Below are 20,930 nucleotides of genomic sequence, written 5' to 3'. Positions count from 1 at the left end.
CTAAGGTTGTGGCCTGGATCGCTCGAGGGCATTCCAATAAGAGCATCCACGCCACTCAGGGACATGGACGATGAGTCATCCTTCGCAGTTCACCTTGCTCCGCAAGCGGCGCTTCCTGCCGTTCTTCATCACGCAATCGCTCGGCGCGTTCAACGACAACATCTTCAAGCAATCGTTGATCCTCGCCATCCTCTACAAACTGGCCATCGAGGGCGACCGCTCGATCTGGGTCAACCTCTGCGCCTTGCTGTTCATCCTGCCGTTCTTTCTGTTTTCGGCGCTGGCTGGGCAGTTCGGCGAGAAGTTCGCCAAGGACGCGTTGATCCGCCTGATCAAGCTCGGTGAGATCGCCATTATGGCGGTCGGCGCCGTGGGCTTCCTGTTCGATCACCTGTGGCTGATGTTGCTGGCGCTGTTCGCCATGGGCACCCACTCGGCGCTATTCGGGCCGGTGAAATACTCGATCCTGCCCCAGGCGTTGCGTGAGGAGGAACTGGTGGGCGGCAATGGCCTGGTGGAAATGGGCACCTTCCTGGCGATCCTGGCGGGGACCATTGGCGCTGGGATCATGATGTCTTCCAGTCATTACGCGCCTGTGGTGTCCACTGCGATCATTGGCGTTGCGGTCCTCGGTTACCTGGCCAGTCGCGGGATTCCGCGGGCGGCGGCCTCGACACCCGAACTGAAGCTGAACTGGAACATCTTCAGCGAATCCTGGGCGACCTTGCGCCTTGGCCTGGGGCAGACGCCGGCCGTTTCACGCTCGATTGTCGGTAACTCCTGGTTCTGGTTCGTCGGCGCGATTTATCTGACGCAGATCCCGGCTTATGCCAAGGAGTGGATGCACGGCGACGAAACCGTGGTCACCCTGATTCTGACGGTGTTTTCGGTGGGGATCGCCCTGGGTTCGATGCTCTGCGAAAAGCTCTCCGGGCGCAAAGTCGAGATCGGCCTGGTGCCGTTCGGCTCCTTCGGCCTGACCGTGTTCGGGCTGCTGCTGTGGTGGCATTCCGGCGGTATTCCCGAGAGCGTCGAGGGGCATGGCTGGATTCAGGTGCTGGGCTTCGGCCATACCTGGTGGGTGCTGTTGGATATTCTCGGGCTGGGGGTGTTCGGTGGCTTCTATATTGTGCCGCTGTACGCGCTGATCCAGTCGCGCACCGCCGAGCACGAGCGGGCACGGGTGATTGCTGCCAACAACATCCTCAATGCGCTGTTCATGGTGGTCTCGGCGATTGTGTCGATTGTCCTGCTGAGCCTGGCCAAGCTGACGATTCCTCAGTTGTTCCTGGTGGTGTCGCTGCTCAACATCGGCGTCAACACCTACATCTTCCGCATCGTCCCCGAATTCACCATGCGTTTCATGATCTGGCTGCTCAGCCACTCCATGTATCGCGTGCAACACCGCAACCTTGAGTTGATTCCGGATGAGGGGGCGGCGTTGCTGGTGTGTAACCACGTGTCCTTCGTCGATGCGTTATTGATTGGTGGCGCGGTGCGTCGGCCGATTCGCTTCGTCATGTACTACAAGATCTACAACCTGCCGGTGCTGAACTTCATCTTCCGTACGGCGGGGACCATTCCTATTGCGGGGCGTCAGGAAGACATCGAGATCTACGAAAGGGCGTTCAAGAAAATTGCCCAGTACCTCAAGGAGGGCGAGTTGGTCTGCATCTTTCCGGAAGGCAAGCTGACGGCGGATGGCGAAATCGATGAGTTCAAGGGCGGCCTGACGCGGATTCTCCAGGAAACCCCAGTGCCGGTGATCCCGTTGGCGCTGCAGGGGCTGTGGGGCAGCTTTTTCAGTCGTGACCCGAAGAAAGGCCTTTTCCACCGTTTGTGGTCGCGAGTCACCCTGGTGGCAGGGCCGGCGGTGGCGGTGGAACAAGCGCTGCCGGCGGATTTGCAGCAGCGTGTCAGTGAGCTGCGAGGGGCGCTTCGTTAGGTTTGCCCGCCAACAAAAACGCCCGCAGGACGCGGGCGTTTTTTATTGCGGCGCTTGCTCAGGTAGCGCTGATCTTCAACCCCACCAGGCCGGCGATGATCAGGGCAACGCTGGCCAGGCGGAACAGCGCCATGGATTCACCAAACAGGATGATCCCGGCGATAACCGTACCTACCGCGCCGACACCGGTCCAGATCGCGTAGGCGGTGCCCAGCGGCAACTCCTTCATGGCGAGGCCGAGCAGGCCCAGGCTGATGGCCATGGCGGTAACGGTCAGAGCTGTAGGAAGAGGGCGGCTGAAGCCGTCGGTGTACTTCAGGCCTACGGCCCAGCCGACTTCAAACAGGCCGGCGAAAAACAGAATGATCCAGGACATGAACACCTCCATCGATTGATGGGGTCGTCCCCAGATGAATGACTCGATCGAGCCGCGAGGTCGTCCTCGCGTTGGGCGCTAGAGTGCCGCCTATTGATCCTGGGATCAAGGTTAACGGTGATATCCCCCCTGTAGGAGCGAGCTTGCTCGCGAAGAACTCAAGAGCGCCACGTGCATCCTGATAGCACGCGTCATCGTTGACGTCCATCGCTGTTCAAGCCAGCTCCTACAGGAGTTCGATCACGCGATCGGCGATCACCATGCACCCTGTAATCGGGCGCATCCCACAGGTGATTCGTTGGATTCAGATCCCCTGCGGCGTCTCTTCACCGCCCAGCGCTTCCACCAGGGCCGGCAGGAAGTCGCCGAACGTCAGCATCATCAGGGTGAAGCTGGCGTCCAGCTGGCCCAGGGCCTCGTCGCCACCGTCCTGTTCTGCCTGATCCTGTAGCAGATCTTCGAACTTCAGGCGCTTGACCACCATCTTGTCGTCGAGCACGAAGGACAGTTTGTCCTGCCAGGCCAGGGACAGCTGGGTGACCACCTTGCCGGTGCTCAGGTGCAGCTGGATCTCTTCGCTGGTCAGGTCTTGACGCTTGCAACGCACGATGCCGCCGTCTTCGTGAGTGTCGCGCAGCTCGCACTCGTCCAGTACGAAGAAGTCGTCCGCGGCTTTCTGGGTGGTGACCCATTCGGTCATGGTCGCGGTTGGCGACATTTTGACCGTCAGCGGGCGTACCGGCAGCGAGCCGATCACTTCACGCAAGGTCGACAGCAGGTCTTCGGCACGTTTCGGGCTGGCCGAGTTGACCAGGATCAGGCCCTGTTTCGGCGCGATGGCGGCGAAGGTCGAAGAACGACGGATAAAGGCCCGCGGCAGAAAGGCCTGGATGATTTCATCCTTGATCTGGTCGCGCTCTTTCTTATAGACCTTGCGCATCTGTTCGGCTTCGATCTCTTCGACCTTTTCCTTCACCGCGTCACGCACCACACTACCCGGCAGGATGCGTTCTTCCTTGCGTGCAGCGATCAGCAGGAAATCACCGCTGACGTGCACCAGGGGCGCATCTTCGCCTTTGCCGAAGGGCGCGACGAAACCGTAGGTGGTCAACTCCTGGCTTGCACATGGACGCGCCAGCTTGGTGGCCAGTGCAGTTTCCAACGCCTCGGCATCAAAAGGCAGATCTTGGGTCAGGCGATAGATAAGCAGGTTTTTGAACCACATGGGGTGAGTCTCTCCTTTATACAAAGGGGGGCATTATTCTCCGCGCAGCGTCGCAGGCCAACCCTTCGCTAACCCTTTGGAAGGCCTGAGAAAATTATTTAAAAAAGTGCTTGCCAGAGGTGGGTGTGCTCCGTAGAATGCGCGCCACACCGAAGCGAAGGGTGATTAGCTCAGCTGGGAGAGCGTCTGCCTTACAAGCAGAATGTCGGCGGTTCGATCCCGTCATCACCCACCATTCGTTTCAAGTGTTTAGCGCAGCGGTAGTTCAGTCGGTTAGAATACCGGCCTGTCACGCCGGGGGTCGCGGGTTCGAGTCCCGTCCGCTGCGCCATATTCGGTCACCTGGACCACTGAACGCCAGGTCACCACGGAAAGCCCGCTAACGCGGGCTTTTTGCTGAAAGAGTTCCACGCGGTACACACGGTTTCATCGGATTTCGATTTTTTTAATAAATTTATTAATTAAATCAACACTTTACGAAATCTTGTGGCATAATGTGTCCCGCAACGAAGGTAAAGGGTGATTAGCTCAGCTGGGAGAGCGTCTGCCTTACAAGCAGAATGTCGGCGGTTCGATCCCGTCATCACCCACCACTTACTTTCAACGCTTAGCGCAGCGGTAGTTCAGTCGGTTAGAATACCGGCCTGTCACGCCGGGGGTCGCGGGTTCGAGTCCCGTCCGCTGCGCCATATTCGGTCACCTGGACCACTGAACGCCAGGTCACCTCCAGAAAGCCCGCTCAATGCGGGCTTTTTGCTGTCCGGGATTTGCCAAATCCCGGCCACTGCCCCTCAAGCGCCGATCCAGTGATTCATATCAACGGCCATCCCGAACCCTTCCTATAGAAAGACAGTGGGCCCTGCAGGTCCCGGCTAATGCCTGATGAGCCGATAAAAACGAATAGGAAGCTGGCCGACGGGATCGCCCGAGGTCAGTCCCAGAAGGGGGGTTTCAATGGATATGAATCTCTCGCGACTGGCGCTGCTGGTCACCTCGCTGTTTCTTGCGCCAACCCTGCATGCCGCCGAGCCGAGCGCACTGATCGAGCAGGGCAAGTACGTCGCTCAGCTCGGCGACTGCATTGCCTGCCACACCGCCAAGGCTGGCGCGGTGATGGCCGGGGGCCTGGAACTGCAAACGCCGATGGGCACCCTGTACTCCAGCAACATCACCCCAGACCCGGAAACCGGCATCGGCCGCTACAGCTTCGAGCAGTTCGACCGGGCGATGCGCGAGGGCGTGAGGCCAGACGGCGTCAACCTGTACCCGGCGATGCCGTACCCGTCCTACGCGAAGATGAGCGAAGCGGACATGCGCGCCCTCTATGCCTACCTGCTGCAAGGGGTGGACCCGGTCAAACAGGCCAATCTGCAGGCGGACATGAGCTTTCCGTTCAACCAGCGTTGGGGGTTGTGGTTCTGGAACGCTCTATTTGTCGATACCAAGCCATTCATCGCTGATCCTGCCAAAGACCAGACAACAAACCGCGGCGCTTACCTGGTGCAGGGCCTGGGTCACTGTGGCGCCTGTCACACACCGCGGGGGATTGCCTTCCAGGAAAAGGCCATGAGCGACAGCGGCGTCAGCGGTCGACACTTCCTCGCTGGCGAAACCGTGGAGCACTGGCGCGCCCTGAGCCTGCGCAACCTGTGGACGGTGCCCGACACCGTGCAGTTGCTCAAGACCGGGCAGAATCGCTTTGCCACGGTGTCAGGCAACATGGCCGAGGTGATCCATCACAGCACCCAGCACTTTACCGACGCCGACCTGACGGCAATCGCGACCTACCTCAAGTCCTTGCCGGCGGGCAAGGATGACCTGCCGGCACCGAGCCTGCCGCTGGCACCGGCCGCAGCGCCGAGCACCCTGTTCAGCAGCCGTGGCGGCCTCGGTTACACGCAATTCTGTGGCGACTGTCATCGCCCGGATGGCGGCGGCGTGAACGGCATGTTCCCACCGCTGGCAGGTAACCCGAGCGTGGCCTCGGTTGACCCGACGTCGTTGCTGCACATCACCCTGACCGGCTGGAAAACCGCACAGACCCAGACCCATCCTCGGGTCTACACCATGCCCGGGTTTGCTCGGCTGGCGGATCAGGAAATCGCCGAAATCCTCAGCTTCGTGCGCAGCAGTTGGGGCAATAACGGCTCGGCAATCAGCGCGGTGCAGGTCAAGCAACTGCGTGCGCAGCTCAAACCGACCAACGAGCCGACCACCTTTGAAACTCCGCGCCTGGCCGAGATGCTGCTGGCGCCCAACGCCGAGCAAGTGGTGCGCGGCATGCGCCTGCACCTGCAAACCCGGGAGCTACTGCCGGACCACGTCGGCAATGCGCTGAACTGCACCAGTTGTCACCTGAATGCCGGCACCGTCGCCGATGGCTCGCCGTTTGTCGGTGTCTCGGCCTTCTTCCCGGGCTACGCGCCGCGCGCGGGTCGGGAAATTACCCTGGCCGATCGGATCAACGGCTGCTTCCGACGCTCGATGAACGGCCAGCCGCTGCCGCCGCAGTCAGCCGACATGCAGGCGATGATTGCCTATTTCGACTGGATGAAACGCAACACCCAGCCCGGTGACAAAGTGGCCGGGCGTGGCGTCGGTAAAATTGATCCGGCGATCAAACCTGATGCGCAGAACGGCAAGCAGGTGTATGCCAAGCAGTGCGCGGTGTGCCATGGCAATGACGGCGAAGGCCTCAAGCGCGCCACTGGCGACTGGCTGTTCCCGCCGCTGTGGGGCGATGAGTCGTTCAACATCGGCGCCGGCATGGCCCGTACCTACACCGCTGCGGCCTTCGTCAAACGCAACATGCCGGTGGGCTTTCATGAGCAATTCCCGTTGGGGCAGGGCGGGCTTTCCGATCAGGAGGCGGTAGATGTCGCGGAGTACTTCTCCCATCAACCGCGCCCCGACTACCCGGACAAGCACAAGGACTGGCCAAAAGGCGGCAAGCCAGCGGATGCGCGCTACTGAGTCAGAAGCCGGGCAACCGGCTTCAGTTCAGCTTACTGCTCGCTGTTACGCGCGTGCCGATAGTCACTGACGGCTTCATACACCGCCTTGCGCAAGCGGTTGATGCCGCCAATTGGCCGATGGGCTTCAAGTCCGAACCAGGGGTTGAACGACAGGTTGTCGCATTGCAGGTTCTGCGCCGGGGTGTCGAAGTCCTGGGCCGGGAGCCTGATTCGCGCCACGGTTTCGAAGGGCGCGTCGCTTTCGCGCCATTCGATGCTGGTGTCTTCGATAGGCATAAATTTGCCTGGGTCCTGGCGCTGGATCTGCAGGACAAAACAGGCGTCGACCCGATCCGTCGACAACTGCTGGTTCAAAGCGCTGCGCAGGAAGTTCGGCAGGTCCTGATTCTGCGCGGGCAGGGTGTAGCTCGGGCAGCTGTCCGGGTCCGGCGCGACGCGGAATTTGGCATTGGCCTTACCGAATTTGTAGGGCGAAACCGAAAAATAGGTAGTCTGCGTCGGGCTGGCGGGGGCGGGCGCCAGGGTGGCCAGGGCGATGAACAGATGGCGAACTTGCCAGCTGCGTGGATCCCAGGAGGGAAAGAACGCCATGGCCTTTTTGCCGTCGGCCTGTGCAGCGACGTTCTGACGGTATTCGGCGACATCGCTGACAAAGAAGTTCGCATGGTTGAACATCACGAAATCCTGCTCGCCTTGCCCTTGCCGATCCTTGAGCAGTTGCGTACCCGGCACATCCAGCAGTTTCAAGGCCATGCCCCGGGCGTCGCGCAGGCTGTCGAACTGTGGGTAGGCGTTGCCATTGGACAGGCGCATGGTCGCTTGCCAGGTCTTGCCCGGCTCGCTGAACACACCCTGGCGCAAATCCTCGGTCAGCTGCGGCAACACCTGGACCTCGGCGCGCAGGCAGCCGTGCGCCTTGGCATGGGCGTCGCGCAAGTAACGGGTGTTTTCCCGGTGCTGGTCGACGATGCGCACCGCGGTCTGGATCACGTCCTGGGTCATGGCCGCCTCGCCGGCAGGAATCTGCTCGTCGGCAGAGACCGGCCCTCGATGCTGCCAGGCGAACCAGGCGGTGGCCGCCGCCCAGCCCAGCAGGCCAAGGCCCGCCAGCAGCATGAGGATCTTGACCAGCAGTGCACCGATACGTTGCCAGAGGGTCATCAGCATGGGTGGCTCCTTTTCACCGAGATTGAGTTCATGGCAGTTGCGCCTCCAGCGGGCCACCGAGGACTTTCAGGTACTCCAGCAGCGCCCAGCGCTCCTGCGGTTGCAGCAAACGACCGATGACACCATTGCCGCGCTCGCCGGCGCGGAATTCATGACCGCTGTTGTGGTTGCCGGTGATGCGGGTATCGAACAGAAAGCCGTTGTCGAACGCTTCGGTGCGGTAGCCCAGGTGCTGCGGGTCGTACTCGAACGTACCTTTATAGAAGGTGCTGGCCCGCTCGCTTTGCGGTGACAGCAATTGGTACAGGTTGGGCACCGAGCCGTTATGCAGGAACGGCGCGGTGGCCCATACGCCCGCCAGAGGCCGGGCCTTGTAGGCCACGCGCTCGCGCACGCCGATCGGCAGGGCAAAACCGTCCATGCCAGGGCGCTCGGCTGGGGTGACCTTGGCATCACGATAGGCGCGGTTTTCGACGAAGGCCGTAACGTAGGCCAGGCCCTTGGCCACTGACAGTTGGCTCAGGTCCAGCGGTTCGCTGGGCGTCGGTTGCAGTTTCACGTCCAGCGTCGCCAGTTCTGCCGGATCCCACTGCAGGGCGCTGACGTCGAAGCGGTGCTCGGCAATGTTGGTGGCGCTGTTGGGGTCGGTGCCGATGTAGGCCACGGGCAGCATCTTCAGCTGCTTCTCGGGCCGGCCGTTGGCGTCGACGACGTTGGGCACGTGACAGCCGGCGCAGTTTTCGCTGAACAGCGTGCGGCCCTGGGCGGCCAAGGGCAGATTGACATTGCCCAGCAGTTCCTGCGGCCAGGTTGGCGGTTGCAGGCGCTTGAGGGTTTCTTCGATCAAGTGCAGGTCGCGCACCCGCACGCTGGAGGGGTAGCGCGCCTCACCTTTGAGCGGTTGGCCGTCGGCGGCAAAGAAGTCCAGGGTGGCGCCGACACCCAGCGCCTCGCCGATGTTGCGCGCCATCGGCTGCTGGGCCGAACCGTTCCACTGCACCCAGTCGAAGGTCCAGATATCCCAGAGTTGCGGGTAGTCCACCGGGGCGTTGGCAACGCGATAGTTGTCGGCAGAAATGGCGTCGCCGAAGGTGGCATTGGCGATACGGCCAAAGGCGTCGGTGCGGCCCGGGCCTTCTTCGGTCGGATAAAGGCCGCGATGGGTGTCGTTCCAGGCAACGCGCAGGAAGGTGTCAAGGGAGGCCTTGAAGTCCTTGCGCAATTGTTCGTGGCCGGCCTCGTAGTCGGGGCCGAGGACGGTGCGGGCGAAGCGTTCGAATTTCCACGGCACGTAATAGGTCGAGGCGAGGCTGGCGACCAGCGCCTGGCCGAAGCTGCCGCCACGCAATGTTGGCACGCTTGCGGGCAGCACATGCTGCGCCGAGCCGCCGTCGATCCGCAGCGCCTGGCCCTTGAAGCGCAGTTCGCCGGTGTGGCAGGCGGCGCAGGTAATATCCAGAAACTCTTGCTGACTCTCGCCGTTGCGGTGCCGGGTGAAGCCCACCGGCAGGTTGCCTGGGTTGGCCGGCGTCGCCGATCGCGCCGGATCCACCAGGAAGCCGAAGCGCGCCAGGTACTCGGGCGTGGCAAAGCGTTGGGTGGAAAACGGCAGTTCGAGGGCCGTGAACCAGTCGTAGCGCAAGCCCTTGACCTGGGTGCCCTGGGGCGTGAAGTAGTAGGTCTGGCGCTCGGCCTCGCTCCACTGATCCAGGTAGTGCACCTGCTCGACAGGCTGATAAACCGGGAGTTTCGGGTTGGCCACGTAGTAGAGCACCACGGCCACCAGCACGCCCACAAGGACGAGGATCAGCAACAGGGCGCGAAGGAGAAGACGCACGATAAACTTCCTTGTAAATGGGGGGTGGGTTTATGCCTGAGCTAAAGTTCAGCAGCAAGTGGCCATTACGCCAATCTTTGTTGTCGGAGGCGGTGTTTGGCGGATTGCGTAGTTGCTGACAGAAACTTCACCACCCTTGGGTGGAAAACGCGTTAAAACACCTGAACTTATCGCCGCTTTCTTGCTCTTATGCCGGTAGCCATTGGTCGTGGCGGCCTGATAAGCTCGCGGCTTTATTCGATTGCCCTTTAGGCGCATGAACAAGGAAATAGCATGAAACAGCATCGGTTGGCGGCGGCGGTGGCCCTGGTTAGCCTGGTACTCGCGGGTTGTGACTCGCAGACCAGTGTCGAGCTGAAAACTCCGGCGCAAAAAGCTTCCTACGGTATCGGCCTGAACATGGGCAAGAGCCTGGCTCAGGAAGGCATGGATGACCTGGACTCCAAAGCCGTAGCCCAAGGCATCGAAGATGCTGTCGGCAAGAAAGAGCAGAAGCTCAAGGACGAAGAACTGGTCGAAGCCTTCGCCGCGCTGCAGAAGCGTGCTGAAGAGCGCATGGCCAAAATGAGCGAAGAGTCGGCTGCCGCCGGCAAGAAATTCCTCGAAGACAACGCCAAGAAAGCCGGCGTGACTACCACTGCTTCCGGCCTGCAGTACGAAGTCGTGAAGAAGGCCGATGGCCCGCAGCCAAAGCCTACCGACGTGGTGACTGTGCACTACACCGGCACCCTGACCAACGGCACCGTTTTCGACAGCTCGGTCGAGCGCGGCAGCCCGATCGATCTGCCGGTCAGCGGCGTGATCCCGGGTTGGGTCGAAGGCCTGCAACTGATGCACGTCGGCGAGAAGTACAAGCTGTTCATTCCTAGCGAACTGGCTTACGGCGCGCAAAGCCCAAGCCCGGCAATTCCGGCCAACTCGGTGCTGGTGTTCGACCTGGAACTGCTGGCAATCAAAGATCCAGCCAAGCAAGACGACGCCAAGTAATCAGCGTTCGGCTTGACCACAACGCCCCGCTTTGCCGGGGCGTTGTTGCATCTGGCGCTGGCGGGGGGAGAATCGGGTCGAACCGACGCCGATACCGGCAGTCATAGCATTGAGGGTGCTGCAGGTAACCGCTGGAGGTTGCCAAGTCAATGAATTCTTGGGTTTTTTTTATGTGTGTAAAAAACGCCCGATCTGACTTCAGCCCTTGTAAAACGGGGCTTTGAGGCACGCAAAGGGGCTCTGTTCACAAGGTTATCCACAATATATGTGGATAACATTTCAGTGGAGGCGTGATGAAAACACCGTGGAATTTCGCCCGATTCTTGCCACTCGCCGGTCGATTGATCAGTCGTGGGCGTTTGCCGACCCTGTTGTTTGCCGTGGCCAGCAAGGGAGCCACCCAGGGCAATCGGCTGGGCAAGCTCAAGGACGATCTGCGCCTGCTGCAGGCCTTGTGCCTGGCGTACTGGCGGGGCGAGTACCGGGCCATCAGTCCCAAGGCCCTGGTGTCAGTGGTAGCCGGCCTGATGTATTTCCTCAGTCCGGTGGATGCCATCCCGGATTTCCTGCCGTTGTTCGGCATGATCGACGACATCGCGGTTCTGGCGTGGCTGATGAAGACCCTGGATGACGAACTCAATGCCTTCCGGCTCTGGCGCAGTCGCCAGCATCCGGAAAAGCTGGCGGTGCTCGAGCGCTTGCCCGATTCGCCAGAAAAATTGCGCCTGCAACGGCCGAAAAATAGCTGAATTGTTTCGGATCCAACTTCAGATTGATGCCCCACAGCGACCTTGGCCACTGTTAGGATTACACTTCTAGGGAAAAGTGCCGACTCGCTAAGTGTTGTTGTCCTACGGGGTAGTCATGGATATTCAGATAATTGCACGTGATGGAGAGCCCGAATATGCGGTTTTGCCATGGGCTCAGTATCAAGCATTATTGAAAGCGGCAGGTGTCACAGAGCAACGCCCGCGTGAAGCAACAGCTCATCACGCGGCCACCTCGGACCCGGTATTGGTGGGTCTGGATCAACTCCGTCGTTTGCGTGAAGAACAGGGCATCGCCATTGAAGCGTTGGCCCGCACGGTAGGCATCAGCCCTTCTTACCTGGCCATGATCGAAAGTGGCGAGCGTCAGCCTGACGCCGCGATTCGCCGCAGCCTGGCCTGGGAATTGAAGGTGCAGGGCTGGAGGGATGAATCGTGAGCGTGCGCATCAGTCGTCAACATTGGGACGGTTTGCTCGGGGAGCTGGATCAGGCGCGGCGCCAGCGCCATTTGTTGACCTATCGTGCCTTGCTCGAGCGTCTGCAACTGCCCAGTCCGGCCATGCAGACCCTGACCGCGGCGCTTGAACACCTGGCCGCCCTCGATGCACGGGCCGAACAGCCCTTGCGCAGTTCGCTGGTGATCAGCCAGGGCGCCAGTCGCTTGCCGCGCACCGGCTTCTTTGAGTGCGTCGAGCGCCTGGGGCGTTTTTCCGGTCCCTCTGATGGCGTTGCGGCGGCGTCCTGGCACGCGTCGGAAGTGGTCCGGGTGTTCGAGTACGAATACCCCGAGTCAGCGGAGGCCTGAGTGTTTCTACGACTCAAGTCACGCCTGGGCTATTGGTGGGCGCGGCGTCTGTTTCACTGGTCGTGGTTCGTCCGCCAACCACGGATCTGGCAGTGGATGGAAGGGCAGTTCGCGCGGATGGCCAACCTGGGCGATGTCGGCGCCCAGAGCTTCTATGGGCACATCCTGACGTTTCGCGGCGTCGGCCTGGGTGCGCGTGAGGAGGGCGTGCGTTTGTTGCGCCTGGCGGCCTTGGCGGGCGATGGCAAGGCGGCGTATCAGGTCGGTGTGATCAGCCTGGCCGGTACCCCAAGCAAAGCGCCCGATCCTGTGGAGGCGGCGCGCTGGTGGGGCATGGCGGCCAAAGCCGGCCATCCACTGGCGGCAATCAAGCTGGAAGAGCTGGCGAAGCGTTCCAGTCAGGGTTGAGAGCCGCCCCAGCCGCCAGGCTGTCGATCACGTGAACGCTGTCGCCGGCCGTGCCCTTGGCATGGTGCTTGGCCTGCGAGGCCAGTTCCGCCAGGCGGCTGGCGTCCAGTTGTGCACAGGCCTGTGGATACAGATGCACGACGCCCACCGACAGTGACAGCAAGGCGAATTCCTGGCGCGCACCCTGGCGGTTGGACGCCACGAAGCAGCCGGCGGCCAGGTGTTCGGCGCGGTAGAAGCGCTGGCACTGTCGGTGGAAGTCCTCGCGCAATTGCGCAAGTCGCGGGTGCCAGTCGCCCGGGCCGAGCACCAGCAGAAAGTCATCGCCGCCTATATGGCCGACAAAATCCCGGCTCGGATCGATGCATTCGTTCAGGCACTGCGCCAGGCACAGCAGCACTTCGTCGCCTCGGCCGTAGCCGTAGAGATCGTTGAAAGGCTTGAAGCTGTCGATGTCGACGTAGCAGATCATCGATTCGCGCTGCTGTTGCAACAGGCGCGTCAGGCACTGCTGGATCGGCACATTGCCCGGTAGCAAGGTCAGCGGGTTGGCGTGGCGCGCCTGCTGGATTTTCAGCTCGGTGATCAGCTTCAGCACGTCCATCACCCTTCCCAGCCCCTGATAGGCGCCGTCGAGGGTGATGATGAAATCTTCTTCGATGCGCTGGCGGGCGCGACTGGTGATCAACCGGCTGACCTGTTGCAGCGATTGGCCGAACTCGACGGCGAGGAAGTCGTCGCTCATCAGCCGGCTGATGGGTTTGCGTGCGAACAGGTCGGTGGCAAACGGCTTGAGCAGGGCGTCGGACAACGAGTGGCGATGGACGATGCCGCACGGCCGCCCCTGCTCATCGAGTACGGCCAGCGCGTTCAGGTTGGCCTGGCGGCGGAAGCGTTCAAGGACGAGGGCGGTGGCGGTGTCGCGGGTCACCGCCGGTTGTTCGTTGAGCAGCGCGCCGAGGTCGCTGCTTTCTTCGTTGAGCCCCGTAGTGCTGCTGTCATGCCTGGGCATCAGTGCGCGGGCATCGCGCGGTGGTTGTTCCTGCGGGCGGCAGAGCAGATAGCCCTGAAGCAGGTCGACGCCCATCTCGGTCAACACCGCCAATTCCTCTGGCAATTCGATACCTTCGGCAATCACCTGCGCCCGCGACGCCCGGGCAATCTGCAGTATCGAGCCGACGAACTCGCGCTTGAGCGCATCCTGGTGAATGCCGTCGATGAAGTGACGGTCGATCTTCACGTAGTCCGGACGCAATTCCGACCACAGTCGCAGGCTCGAATAGCCGGCACCGAGGTCATCGAGGGCAATGGAAAAACCCATCGCCCGATAATGATGCAAGGCGTTTTGCAGGAGCTGGAAATCATCGGTCGGGGTTTGCTCGGTCAACTCGATCACCACCTGGTCGGGCGCAATGCCGAAGTCCTGGAGCATCTGCAGGGTGCGTCCCGGCTGGTGTTCGGGTTCGAGCAACGATTCGGGGGAGACGTTGAGAAACAGTTTGCCGGGCAACTGTTGGCCGCTGAACTGGCGGCAGGCGCTGTAGCGGCAGGCCATTTCCAGTTCGCTCAAGCGACCTGCCTGGCGCGCCACGGCGAACAGCGCGATGGGCGAGTGCAGCGGGCTGTTGGAGGGGCCGCGGCTGAGGGCTTCATAGCCGAGGATGCGTCGTTCGGACAGGCTGATGATCGGCTGGAACAGGCTGTGCAACCCACGTTGAGCCAGGATTGAACTCAAGGCACTCAGCTGTTCGGTGGTGGTCATGGCGATCTCTGTCGATAAAAAAAGGACCGGGTTCGCTCTTTGCCTGAGCGAACCCGATCCCGTATTTCACGACAGAATGATGTCTGTTTGATGACACTGTGAAGAGCGTTAGTGCTAAAAAGCCATCACTTCTTGTTGCTGGCCACCGCCGTGTTGAGCTTCAGGTAGTCGAGCAGGATACGCCCGGTCTCGCTCAGGTAGGCGTCGTCTTCCGGCTTGGTCTTGTCCGGCTCGGCGGCAATGGCGTCCTCGTCTTCTTTCTTCAGCTCCTTGAGCGGCTCTTCGCCCTTGGCCTTGCGCCGGATATTCTCCATGGCAAGCTGCTTGGCTTCGATGTCGGCATGCTGCGCACGGCGCTCGGCTTCGTTGAGGCTGACGGTTTTTTCGGCCATCAGTTTCTGCGCCAGGGCCAGCTTGTCGCGGATGAACACGAATTCCGCGTCCTTGGCGGTGCGGTCGTCATGTTCGCTCTTGAGCTGGGCGAGGAACGGCTTGAACGGATCCACGGCCGGCTTGATCGCCGGGCGGATGGTGTCCCACGGCATGGCTTCCGGCAGGGCGCTTTCACCGATTTCCTTGGTGTCGATCAGCGACGGGTAGTCGATGTCCGGCAGCACGCCCTGATGCTGGGTGCTCTGGCCGGAAACCCGGTAGAACTTGGCCAGGGTCAGTTTCAGCTCGCCATGGTTCAGCGGCTGGATGGTCTGCACCGTGCCTTTACCGAAGGTCTGGCCGCCGATGATCAGCGCGCGATGGTAGTCCTGCATGGCGCCGGCAAAAATTTCCGAAGCCGAGGCGGACAAGCGGTTGACCAGCAGCGCCATCGGGCCTTTGTAGAACGCGCCCGGGTTTTCGTCTTCGAGCACGTCGACCCGGCCATCGGCGTTGCGCACCAGCACGGTCGGGCCCTTGTCGATGAACAGGCTGGTCAGCTCGGTGGCTTCCTGCAGTGAACCGCCGCCGTTGTTACGCAGGTCGATGACCACGCCGTCGACTTTCTCTTTCTGCAACTCGGTCAGCAGTTTCTTGACGTCGCGGGTGGTGCTCTTGTAGTCCGGATCGCCGGCACGGAACGCCTTGAAGTCGAGGTAGAAGGCCGGAATCTCGATCACGCCGAGCTTGTAGTCCTTGCCATCCTGCTTGAGGTTGAGCACGGATTTTTTAACCGCCTGGTCTTCGAGCTTCACCGCTTCACGGGTGATCGGCACGATCTTGCTGGTCTGGTCGTTCGGCGCATTGTTGGCCGGAATCACTTCCAGACGCACCACGGTGCCTTTCGGACCACGAATCAGCTTGACCACTTCGTCGAGGCGCCAGCCGACCACGTCGACCATCTCTTTGTTGCCCTGGGCTACGCCAATGATCTTGTCCGCCGGGGCCACTTGCTTGGTCTTGTCGGCAGGGCCGGCCGGCACCAGGCGGACGATCTTGACCTGGTCGTTGTCGCTCTGCAGCACGGCGCCGATGCCCTCGAGGGACAGGCTCATGTTGATGTCGAAGTTTTCCGCGTTATCCGGTGACAGATAGTTGGTGTGCGGGTCGTAGGACATGGCGAAGGTGTTGATGTACGCCTGGAAGATATCCTCGGCGCGGGTCTGGTCCAGGCGCGACAGCTGGTTCTTGTAGCGCTTGGTCAGGGTTTCCTGGATCTGCTTGGAATCCTTGCCGGCGATCTTCATGCGCAGCACTTCGTCCTTGACGCGTTTGCGCCACAGGTCGTCGAGCTCGGCAGTGGATTTGAGCCAAGGTGCATCCTTGCGGTCGATCAGCAAGGTTTCCTTGGTGGTGAAGTCGATCTTGTCGACGCCCTTGTTCAGCTCGGCAAGGACGAAGTCCAGACGCGATTTGACCCGGTCCAGATAGCGCTTGTAGATGGTGAAACCGGCGTTCAGGTCGCCGCTCTTGAGGAAATCGTCAAACTGGGTTTTCCATTTGTCGAATTCGGCAATGTCGCTGGCCATGAAGTAGCTGCGCGACGGATCCAGCAGCTTGAGGTAGCTGTCGTAGATGATCACCGAGCGCGCATCATCGAGCGGCGGCTTGCTGTAATGGTGGCGCTTGAGCAGCTCGACGACGTTCAGGCTGGCGATCACCTCGTCACGATCGGGCTGAAGCTTGTCCCAGCTATTGGCTGCGAACGTATTGGCTGACAGCGACAAGCTGCCCAGGCCAATGAATAGAGCGAGTGCGGTGCTGGGGAACAAATGCTTCATGCCGATTCGACGCGGGGACAATTGATAACGCATATTAGGCCGTCTTTGAAGTCGCCGGTTCCCAAGGGGCCGGTCGCATAATGCAAAAAGCCCGGCGCTACAGCACGGGCTCAGTCCAGACTCACTATGGAGGCACTGTGAAGGCATTGCAAGGCGTTGAAGGTCATGTGGAGTGGGTTGAAGAGCCCAGTCCGGCCTGTGATGTAGGACAAGTTCGCATCCGTGTGGCGGCAGCGGGCTTGAATCGAGCCGACTTGTTACAGCGAGCGGGGCTCTATCCTCCTCCTCCCGGCGCCAGCCAGGTGCTGGGCCTGGAGTGTTCCGGGGTCATCAGCGAAGTCGGGCCGGGCTCGTCCTGGCAGGTCGGCGACCGGGTCTGCGCGCTGCTGGCCGGGGGAGGCATGGCCGAGGAAGTGGTGGTCGACGGCCGTCACGTATTGCCGGTGCCGGAGGGCTTGTCGCTGGCTGAAGCCGCCGCCTTGCCGGAGGTGTACAGCACCGCCTGGTTGAATCTGTTTCAACTGGCGGCCCTCAAGCCGGGGGAAAAGGTCTTGCTGCATGCCGGGGCCAGTGGTGTTGGCTCAGCCGCCATTCAGTTGTGCAAGGCGTTTGGCAACCCGTGCTGGGTCAGCGTGGGTTCGGCGGATCGGCTGGCCTACTGCGAGGCGCTCGGCGCCCAGGGCGGGGTGGTGCGCACGGATGGGCTGGAAGGTTTGAGCGACCTGGGGCCGTTCGATGTGATTCTCGACCCGGTCGGCGCCAACTATGCAGGGCTGAACTTGAAGGTGCTGGCCCGCGACGGGCGTTGGGTGCTGATTGGCCTGATGGGCGGGCGCGATGCGAAGGTGGATCTGGCACAAGTGCTGGCCAAGCGGGTTCAGGTCATCGGTTCGACCCTGCGCAACCGGGATGATCAGTTCAAGGCTGATCTGTTCACTGACCTGCACCAGCAAGTCTGGCCGTTGTTCGCCGAAGGTCGTTTGAGTCCGCAACTGGCCAAGACCTACCCGATCACCGACGCCGAGGCGGCGTTTGCCGAGCTGGCGGGTAATCAGGTGTCGGGCAAGTTGGTGTTGGTGATCGACGAAAGCCTGGTTTAAGCCAGTAGCGCTGTTCGCTGGTGCGCACGTGTGACGTGCCAGCGAGCAAGTCTGGCTATTTCCACTGATGAATCGGCCAGCCGGCCTTCTCCGCGTGTTCGCGCAACACCGGATCCGGATTGACCACATGCGGGAAGTCGACCTTGAGCAGCAGCGGCAGGTCGTTACGCGAGTCGGAATAGAAACTCGCGCCCTCGAGGTTTTCCTCTTCGGCGTCGAGCCATTCCAGCAGGCGGGTGATCTTGCCTTCGCGGTAGGTCAGGGTGCCGACGGTTTTGCCGGTGTAGAAACCGTTGATCACTTCCAGTTGGATGCCGAGGATTTCGTCGATGCCCAGGCGTTCGGCAATGGGACCGACCAGGTGCGTGCCGGAGGCGGAAATCACCAGGATCCGATCACCGGCCTTGCGGTGCGCGGCGATGGTTTTGGTGGCGTCGCTGAAGATGATCGGTTCGATGAAGTCCTCGACCCAAGGGCCTACAAGGTGTTCGACTTCTTCCGGCGTGCTGCCGATCAAGGGCTCGAGGCTGAAGTCCATGAACTCCTCCATAGCCAGCTTGCCGTGGCTGTAGGCGTCCATCAGTTCGTTGTTGCGGCGCATGAAGGATTCGCCATCGACCCAGCCCAGGCGCGCCATCTGCTCGCTCCAGAGGGTCGCACAGTCGCCGTGAATCAGGGTTTCGTCCAGATCAAAAATTGCCAGGGCCATCAGTAGGGTTCTCTCTTCGAAATCGGTGGTTGCGGCACAGGCATCACGCTACCTCACACAAAGCCGTCGGATCGATCGACAGTGCCAGACGCTGACCGTCGGCGTGCAGGTCGGCCGCCGAACGGTTCAATACATCCACCACCAGTTCCACGCCTCGGGCTTCAACCCGGTAGCGAATGACATTGCCCAACAGGCTGTGGCTGCGGATCTGGGCGTCCGGTTCACCGATGCGACTCAATTCGATGGCTTCGGGGCGTATCGCGATGCGGCTGGTGACCGGCCGTTGCAGCAGTTTGCTGGCGCTGGCCGGGTCGAGCAGGTTGTAGTTGCCGATGAAGCCGGCGGCAAACACATCCACTGGCGCAGTGTAGAGAGTCTCTGCGTCGCCACTTTGTACGATCTTTCCCTGGTTCATCAGGAATATTCGATCAGACATTGTCAGGGCTTCTTCCTGATCGTGGGTGACGAAAATAGTGGTCAAGCCCAGTTCGCGTTGAATCTGACGGATCTGTTCGCGCAGGTGTTTGCGAATCCGTGCGTCCAGTGCCGACAGCGGCTCATCGAGCAGCAGCAGGCGCGGACGGGTCACCAGCGAGCGGGCGAGGGCTACGCGTTGGCATTGGCCGCCGGACAGTTGGTGCGGATAGCGGTTGGCGAAGTCATTCAACTCCACCAGTTGCAGGGCTTCCTGGACCCGCTTGCGGCTGTCGTCGGCCTTGACCTTCTGCATGCGCAGGCCGAAGGCGACGTTCTGTTCCACGGTCATGTTGGGGAACAGCGCATAGCTCTGGAACACCATGCCGATCCCGCGTTTTTGCGGGCTCAGGGGCACCAGGTCGTGGCCGTCGAGGAGGATCTTGCCGCCATCCACCGAAGTCAGTCCGGCGATGCAGCGCAACAGCGTGGACTTGCCGCAGCCCGACGGGCCGAGCAGGGTGACGAACTCGCCTTTCTGGATCTCGCAGTTGATGTCGCTGAACACCGGGGTGCCCGAGTAGTTTTTTTGCAGGTGTTGGACGCTGACGAAGCTCATTGGCTTTTGTCCTTGTTCAAGATATTGGCCGCCCAGGTCAGAACCAGCACAAAGAAGAAGTAGGAAATCACCAGTGCGCTGGTGAAGTGACCGCTGCTGTTACGCATGTTGTTGAGGTACACCTGCAGCGTCTCGTAGCGGGTGCCGACAAGGATGTTGGCGAACACGAATTCGCCGAACAGGAACGAGAACGACAGCAACAACGCCACCATCAGGCCCTTGCGCAGGTTCGGCAGGACCACCAGGAACGCCGCCTGCCAGGTGCTGGCACCGAGCAGTTGGGCGGCGTCCATCAGGTCGCGCAGGTTGATCGCCTGCAGGTTGTTGGTGATCGCCCGGTACATGAACGGCAATGCCACGGTGAAATAGCAGCCGACGAGGATCCAGGGCGTGCCGACCATGGCAAAGGGTCCGGAACCGTAGAGTTGCAACAGTCCCACCGACGACACCACTGGCGGCACGGCAAACGGCAGCAGGATCAAGATGTTCATCAGCGCGTCGAGCCTGGGGAAGTGGTAATGCACGACGAACAGCAGCGGCAGGATCAGCACCACCGACAGGATCAACGCGCCGACGCACACCAGCAGCGACTGGCCGAAAGCGTTGAGGAAGCGTGCATCGCTCCACAGCTGGATGTACCACTTGAAGGTAAAACCGCTGGGCAGGACAGTGGCCGACCAACTGCTGGCGATCGAGTAGACCAGGGTGCCGACCAGTGGCAGCAACAGGATGGCAAACAGCAGGTACACCACCACGCGGTGATAGAGCGCGGCGGAGCCGGGTTCAGCGCGAGACATGGTAGCTCCTCTTCAACAGCAACTGATGGACCACCGTGACCACGGTCATCAAGGTCACCAGCACTACGGCCAGGGCGCTGGCCATGTTCGGGTCGAGGGAAATATCGCCCGAGACCATGGCCGCGATGCGGATCGGCAGGACGTTGAAATTGCCGGTGGTCAGCGCGTAGACCGTGGCGTAGGCGCCCAGGGCGTTGGCCAGCAGGATGACGAAGGTGCCGAGCAGCGCCGGGGTCAGCACCGGCAGGCCGATGTGGCGCCAGAACTGCCAACTGTTGGCGCCGAGTAGCGCCGCCGATTCGCGCCAGTCTTCACGCAGGGCATCGAAGGCCGGGTACAGCAGCAACACACCGAGGGGAATCTGGAAGTAGGTGTAGAGGATGATCAGCCCGGTTTTCGAGTACAGGTTGAAGTCCTCGATGATCCCGGCCTGTTTGAGCATGATGGTGATGCTGCCGTTGAATCCGAGCAGGATGATGAAGGCGAAGGCCAGGGGCACACCGGAGAAGTTGCTGGTCATGTTGGCGAAGGCGTTGACGAAGTTGCGCAGCTTCGAGTCGACCCGGCGCAGCGAGTAACTGCCGAGGATCGCAATGACGATGCCGAAGACGCTGGACCAGAAACTGATCTCCAGGCTGTACTGGATCGCCTGCAGATAGAACTTCGAGCTGAAGATCTTGCTGAAGTTGGCCAACCCCCAGCCAAACTCTTCCGATTGCAGGCTGTTGATCAGCACCCAGCCCAAGGGGGCGATCTGGAACACGAAGAAGAAAATCGCGAAGGGCACCAGGCACAGCGCCGCCATCCATTTTCCGCGGCTGA

General features: G+C 61.1%; 18 protein-coding genes and 4 tRNA genes. 12 read left to right on the top strand and 10 right to left on the bottom strand.

Translation table 11 applies throughout. The features are described 5' to 3' along the window. Positions 1-70 precede the first annotated feature (70 nt). The gene (locus ACZYR5_RS01240) at positions 71-1,945 is read left to right on the top strand and encodes an MFS transporter (protein WP_489088257.1); all 1,875 of its coding nucleotides are present in this window, start codon (positions 71-73) and stop codon (positions 1,943-1,945) included. A gap of 58 nt (positions 1,946-2,003) precedes the next feature. Here the strand turns inward: ACZYR5_RS01240 and sugE are convergent, their stop codons facing one another. Both sugE and rdgC read right to left on the bottom strand, forming a co-directional pair. Next, positions 2,004-2,321, bottom strand: coding sequence for a quaternary ammonium compound efflux SMR transporter SugE (gene sugE / locus ACZYR5_RS01235; protein WP_489088258.1), 318 nt, complete (start codon positions 2,319-2,321; stop codon positions 2,004-2,006). A 304-nt stretch (positions 2,322-2,625) separates the two neighbouring features. Further along, a complete protein-coding gene (gene rdgC, locus ACZYR5_RS01230) occupies positions 2,626-3,546 on the bottom strand; it encodes a recombination-associated protein RdgC (RefSeq protein WP_007936132.1) in 921 nt (306 codons plus the stop codon). Between the two features lie 159 nt (positions 3,547-3,705). Between rdgC and ACZYR5_RS01225 the strand changes: the two genes are divergently transcribed. From ACZYR5_RS01225 to ACZYR5_RS01205, 5 genes are all read left to right on the top strand, one after another. Beyond that, positions 3,706-3,781 (top strand) — tRNA-Val (locus tag ACZYR5_RS01225). A gap of 19 nt (positions 3,782-3,800) precedes the next feature. After that, positions 3,801-3,877, top strand: a tRNA-Asp gene (locus tag ACZYR5_RS01220). Between the two features lie 186 nt (positions 3,878-4,063). Beyond that, positions 4,064-4,139, top strand: a tRNA-Val gene (locus ACZYR5_RS01215). Positions 4,140-4,158: 19 nt separating this feature from the next. After that, a tRNA-Asp gene (locus ACZYR5_RS01210) sits at positions 4,159-4,235 on the top strand. 265 nt (positions 4,236-4,500) lie between these two features. Continuing rightward, entirely contained in the window at positions 4,501-6,519 is a 2,019-nt protein-coding gene (locus tag ACZYR5_RS01205; protein ID WP_489088259.1) for a c-type cytochrome, read from the top strand. Between the two features lie 32 nt (positions 6,520-6,551). Here the strand turns inward: ACZYR5_RS01205 and ACZYR5_RS01200 are convergent, their stop codons facing one another. Beyond that, entirely contained in the window at positions 6,552-7,688 is a 1,137-nt protein-coding gene (locus ACZYR5_RS01200) for a catalase family protein (protein WP_489088260.1), read from the bottom strand. A gap of 28 nt (positions 7,689-7,716) precedes the next feature. Beyond that, entirely contained in the window at positions 7,717-9,525 is a 1,809-nt protein-coding gene (locus ACZYR5_RS01195; RefSeq protein WP_489088261.1) for a di-heme-cytochrome C peroxidase, read from the bottom strand. Positions 9,526-9,798: 273 nt separating this feature from the next. Here ACZYR5_RS01195 and bamJ point away from each other — a divergent pair, with 273 nt between their 5' ends. The 5 genes from bamJ to ACZYR5_RS01170 all read left to right on the top strand — a co-directional run bounded on the left by bamJ (position 9,799) and on the right by ACZYR5_RS01170 (position 12,494). After that, positions 9,799-10,512, top strand: coding sequence for a BamJ family beta-barrel-assembly machinery protein (bamJ, locus tag ACZYR5_RS01190; protein ID WP_027620006.1), 714 nt, complete (start codon positions 9,799-9,801; stop codon positions 10,510-10,512). A 293-nt stretch (positions 10,513-10,805) separates the two neighbouring features. Then, positions 10,806-11,261 (top strand): YkvA family protein, encoded by a 456-nt coding sequence (locus ACZYR5_RS01185; protein WP_489088262.1) that lies wholly within the window; start codon positions 10,806-10,808, stop codon positions 11,259-11,261. A gap of 115 nt (positions 11,262-11,376) precedes the next feature. Further along, positions 11,377-11,718 carry a helix-turn-helix domain-containing protein gene (locus ACZYR5_RS01180; protein ID WP_489088263.1) on the top strand — a complete coding sequence of 114 codons (342 nt, stop codon included), beginning with the start codon at positions 11,377-11,379 and terminating at the stop codon, positions 11,716-11,718. Then, positions 11,715-12,086, top strand: a complete 372-nt coding sequence (locus tag ACZYR5_RS01175) for a hypothetical protein (RefSeq protein ID WP_003179080.1) — start codon at positions 11,715-11,717, stop codon at positions 12,084-12,086. Before ACZYR5_RS01180 ends, ACZYR5_RS01175 begins: the two co-directional genes overlap by 4 nt. Continuing rightward, complete coding sequence (locus ACZYR5_RS01170) at positions 12,087-12,494, top strand: SEL1-like repeat protein (protein ID WP_489088264.1); 408 nt, start codon at positions 12,087-12,089, stop codon at positions 12,492-12,494. Here the strand turns inward: ACZYR5_RS01170 and ACZYR5_RS01165 are convergent. Both ACZYR5_RS01165 and ACZYR5_RS01160 read right to left on the bottom strand, forming a co-directional pair. Continuing rightward, the gene (locus ACZYR5_RS01165) at positions 12,454-14,256 is read right to left on the bottom strand and encodes a bifunctional diguanylate cyclase/phosphodiesterase (protein WP_489088265.1); all 1,803 of its coding nucleotides are present in this window, start codon (positions 14,254-14,256) and stop codon (positions 12,454-12,456) included. The genes ACZYR5_RS01170 and ACZYR5_RS01165 overlap by 41 nt on opposite strands. A 125-nt stretch (positions 14,257-14,381) precedes the next feature. After that, entirely contained in the window at positions 14,382-16,469 is a 2,088-nt protein-coding gene (locus tag ACZYR5_RS01160) for a carboxy terminal-processing peptidase (RefSeq protein WP_489088266.1), read from the bottom strand. A gap of 137 nt (positions 16,470-16,606) precedes the next feature. On the opposite strand from ACZYR5_RS01160, the gene ACZYR5_RS01155 reads away from it, so the two are divergent. After that, the gene (locus ACZYR5_RS01155; RefSeq protein WP_489088267.1) at positions 16,607-17,569 is read left to right on the top strand and encodes a zinc-binding dehydrogenase; all 963 of its coding nucleotides are present in this window, start codon (positions 16,607-16,609) and stop codon (positions 17,567-17,569) included. 55 nt (positions 17,570-17,624) lie between these two features. Here the strand turns inward: ACZYR5_RS01155 and ACZYR5_RS01150 are convergent, their stop codons facing one another. Genes ACZYR5_RS01150 through ACZYR5_RS01135 form a run of 4 tightly spaced genes read right to left on the bottom strand, consistent with a single transcriptional unit; the run spans position 17,625 to position 20,913 of the window. Continuing rightward, positions 17,625-18,278 carry an HAD family hydrolase gene (locus ACZYR5_RS01150; RefSeq protein WP_489088268.1) on the bottom strand — a complete coding sequence of 218 codons (654 nt, stop codon included), beginning with the start codon at positions 18,276-18,278 and terminating at the stop codon, positions 17,625-17,627. A gap of 43 nt (positions 18,279-18,321) precedes the next feature. After that, positions 18,322-19,311 (bottom strand): ABC transporter ATP-binding protein, encoded by a 990-nt coding sequence (locus ACZYR5_RS01145; protein ID WP_489088269.1) that lies wholly within the window; start codon positions 19,309-19,311, stop codon positions 18,322-18,324. After that, on the bottom strand, positions 19,308-20,108 hold the full coding sequence (locus tag ACZYR5_RS01140; RefSeq protein ID WP_489088270.1) for an ABC transporter permease: 801 nt from the start codon (positions 20,106-20,108) through the stop codon (positions 19,308-19,310). Before ACZYR5_RS01140 ends, ACZYR5_RS01145 begins: the two co-directional genes overlap by 4 nt. Then, positions 20,095-20,913 (bottom strand): ABC transporter permease, encoded by an 819-nt coding sequence (locus tag ACZYR5_RS01135; protein WP_489088480.1) that lies wholly within the window; start codon positions 20,911-20,913, stop codon positions 20,095-20,097. The genes ACZYR5_RS01140 and ACZYR5_RS01135 overlap by 14 nt, the downstream gene beginning before the upstream one ends. Positions 20,914-20,930: the final 17 nt, after the last annotated feature.

The organism is Pseudomonas sp. F007 (genome assembly GCF_057814275.1).
Note: the sequence above shows the minus strand (reverse complement) of the source record. Positions and strands in the feature narration are given on the sequence as shown.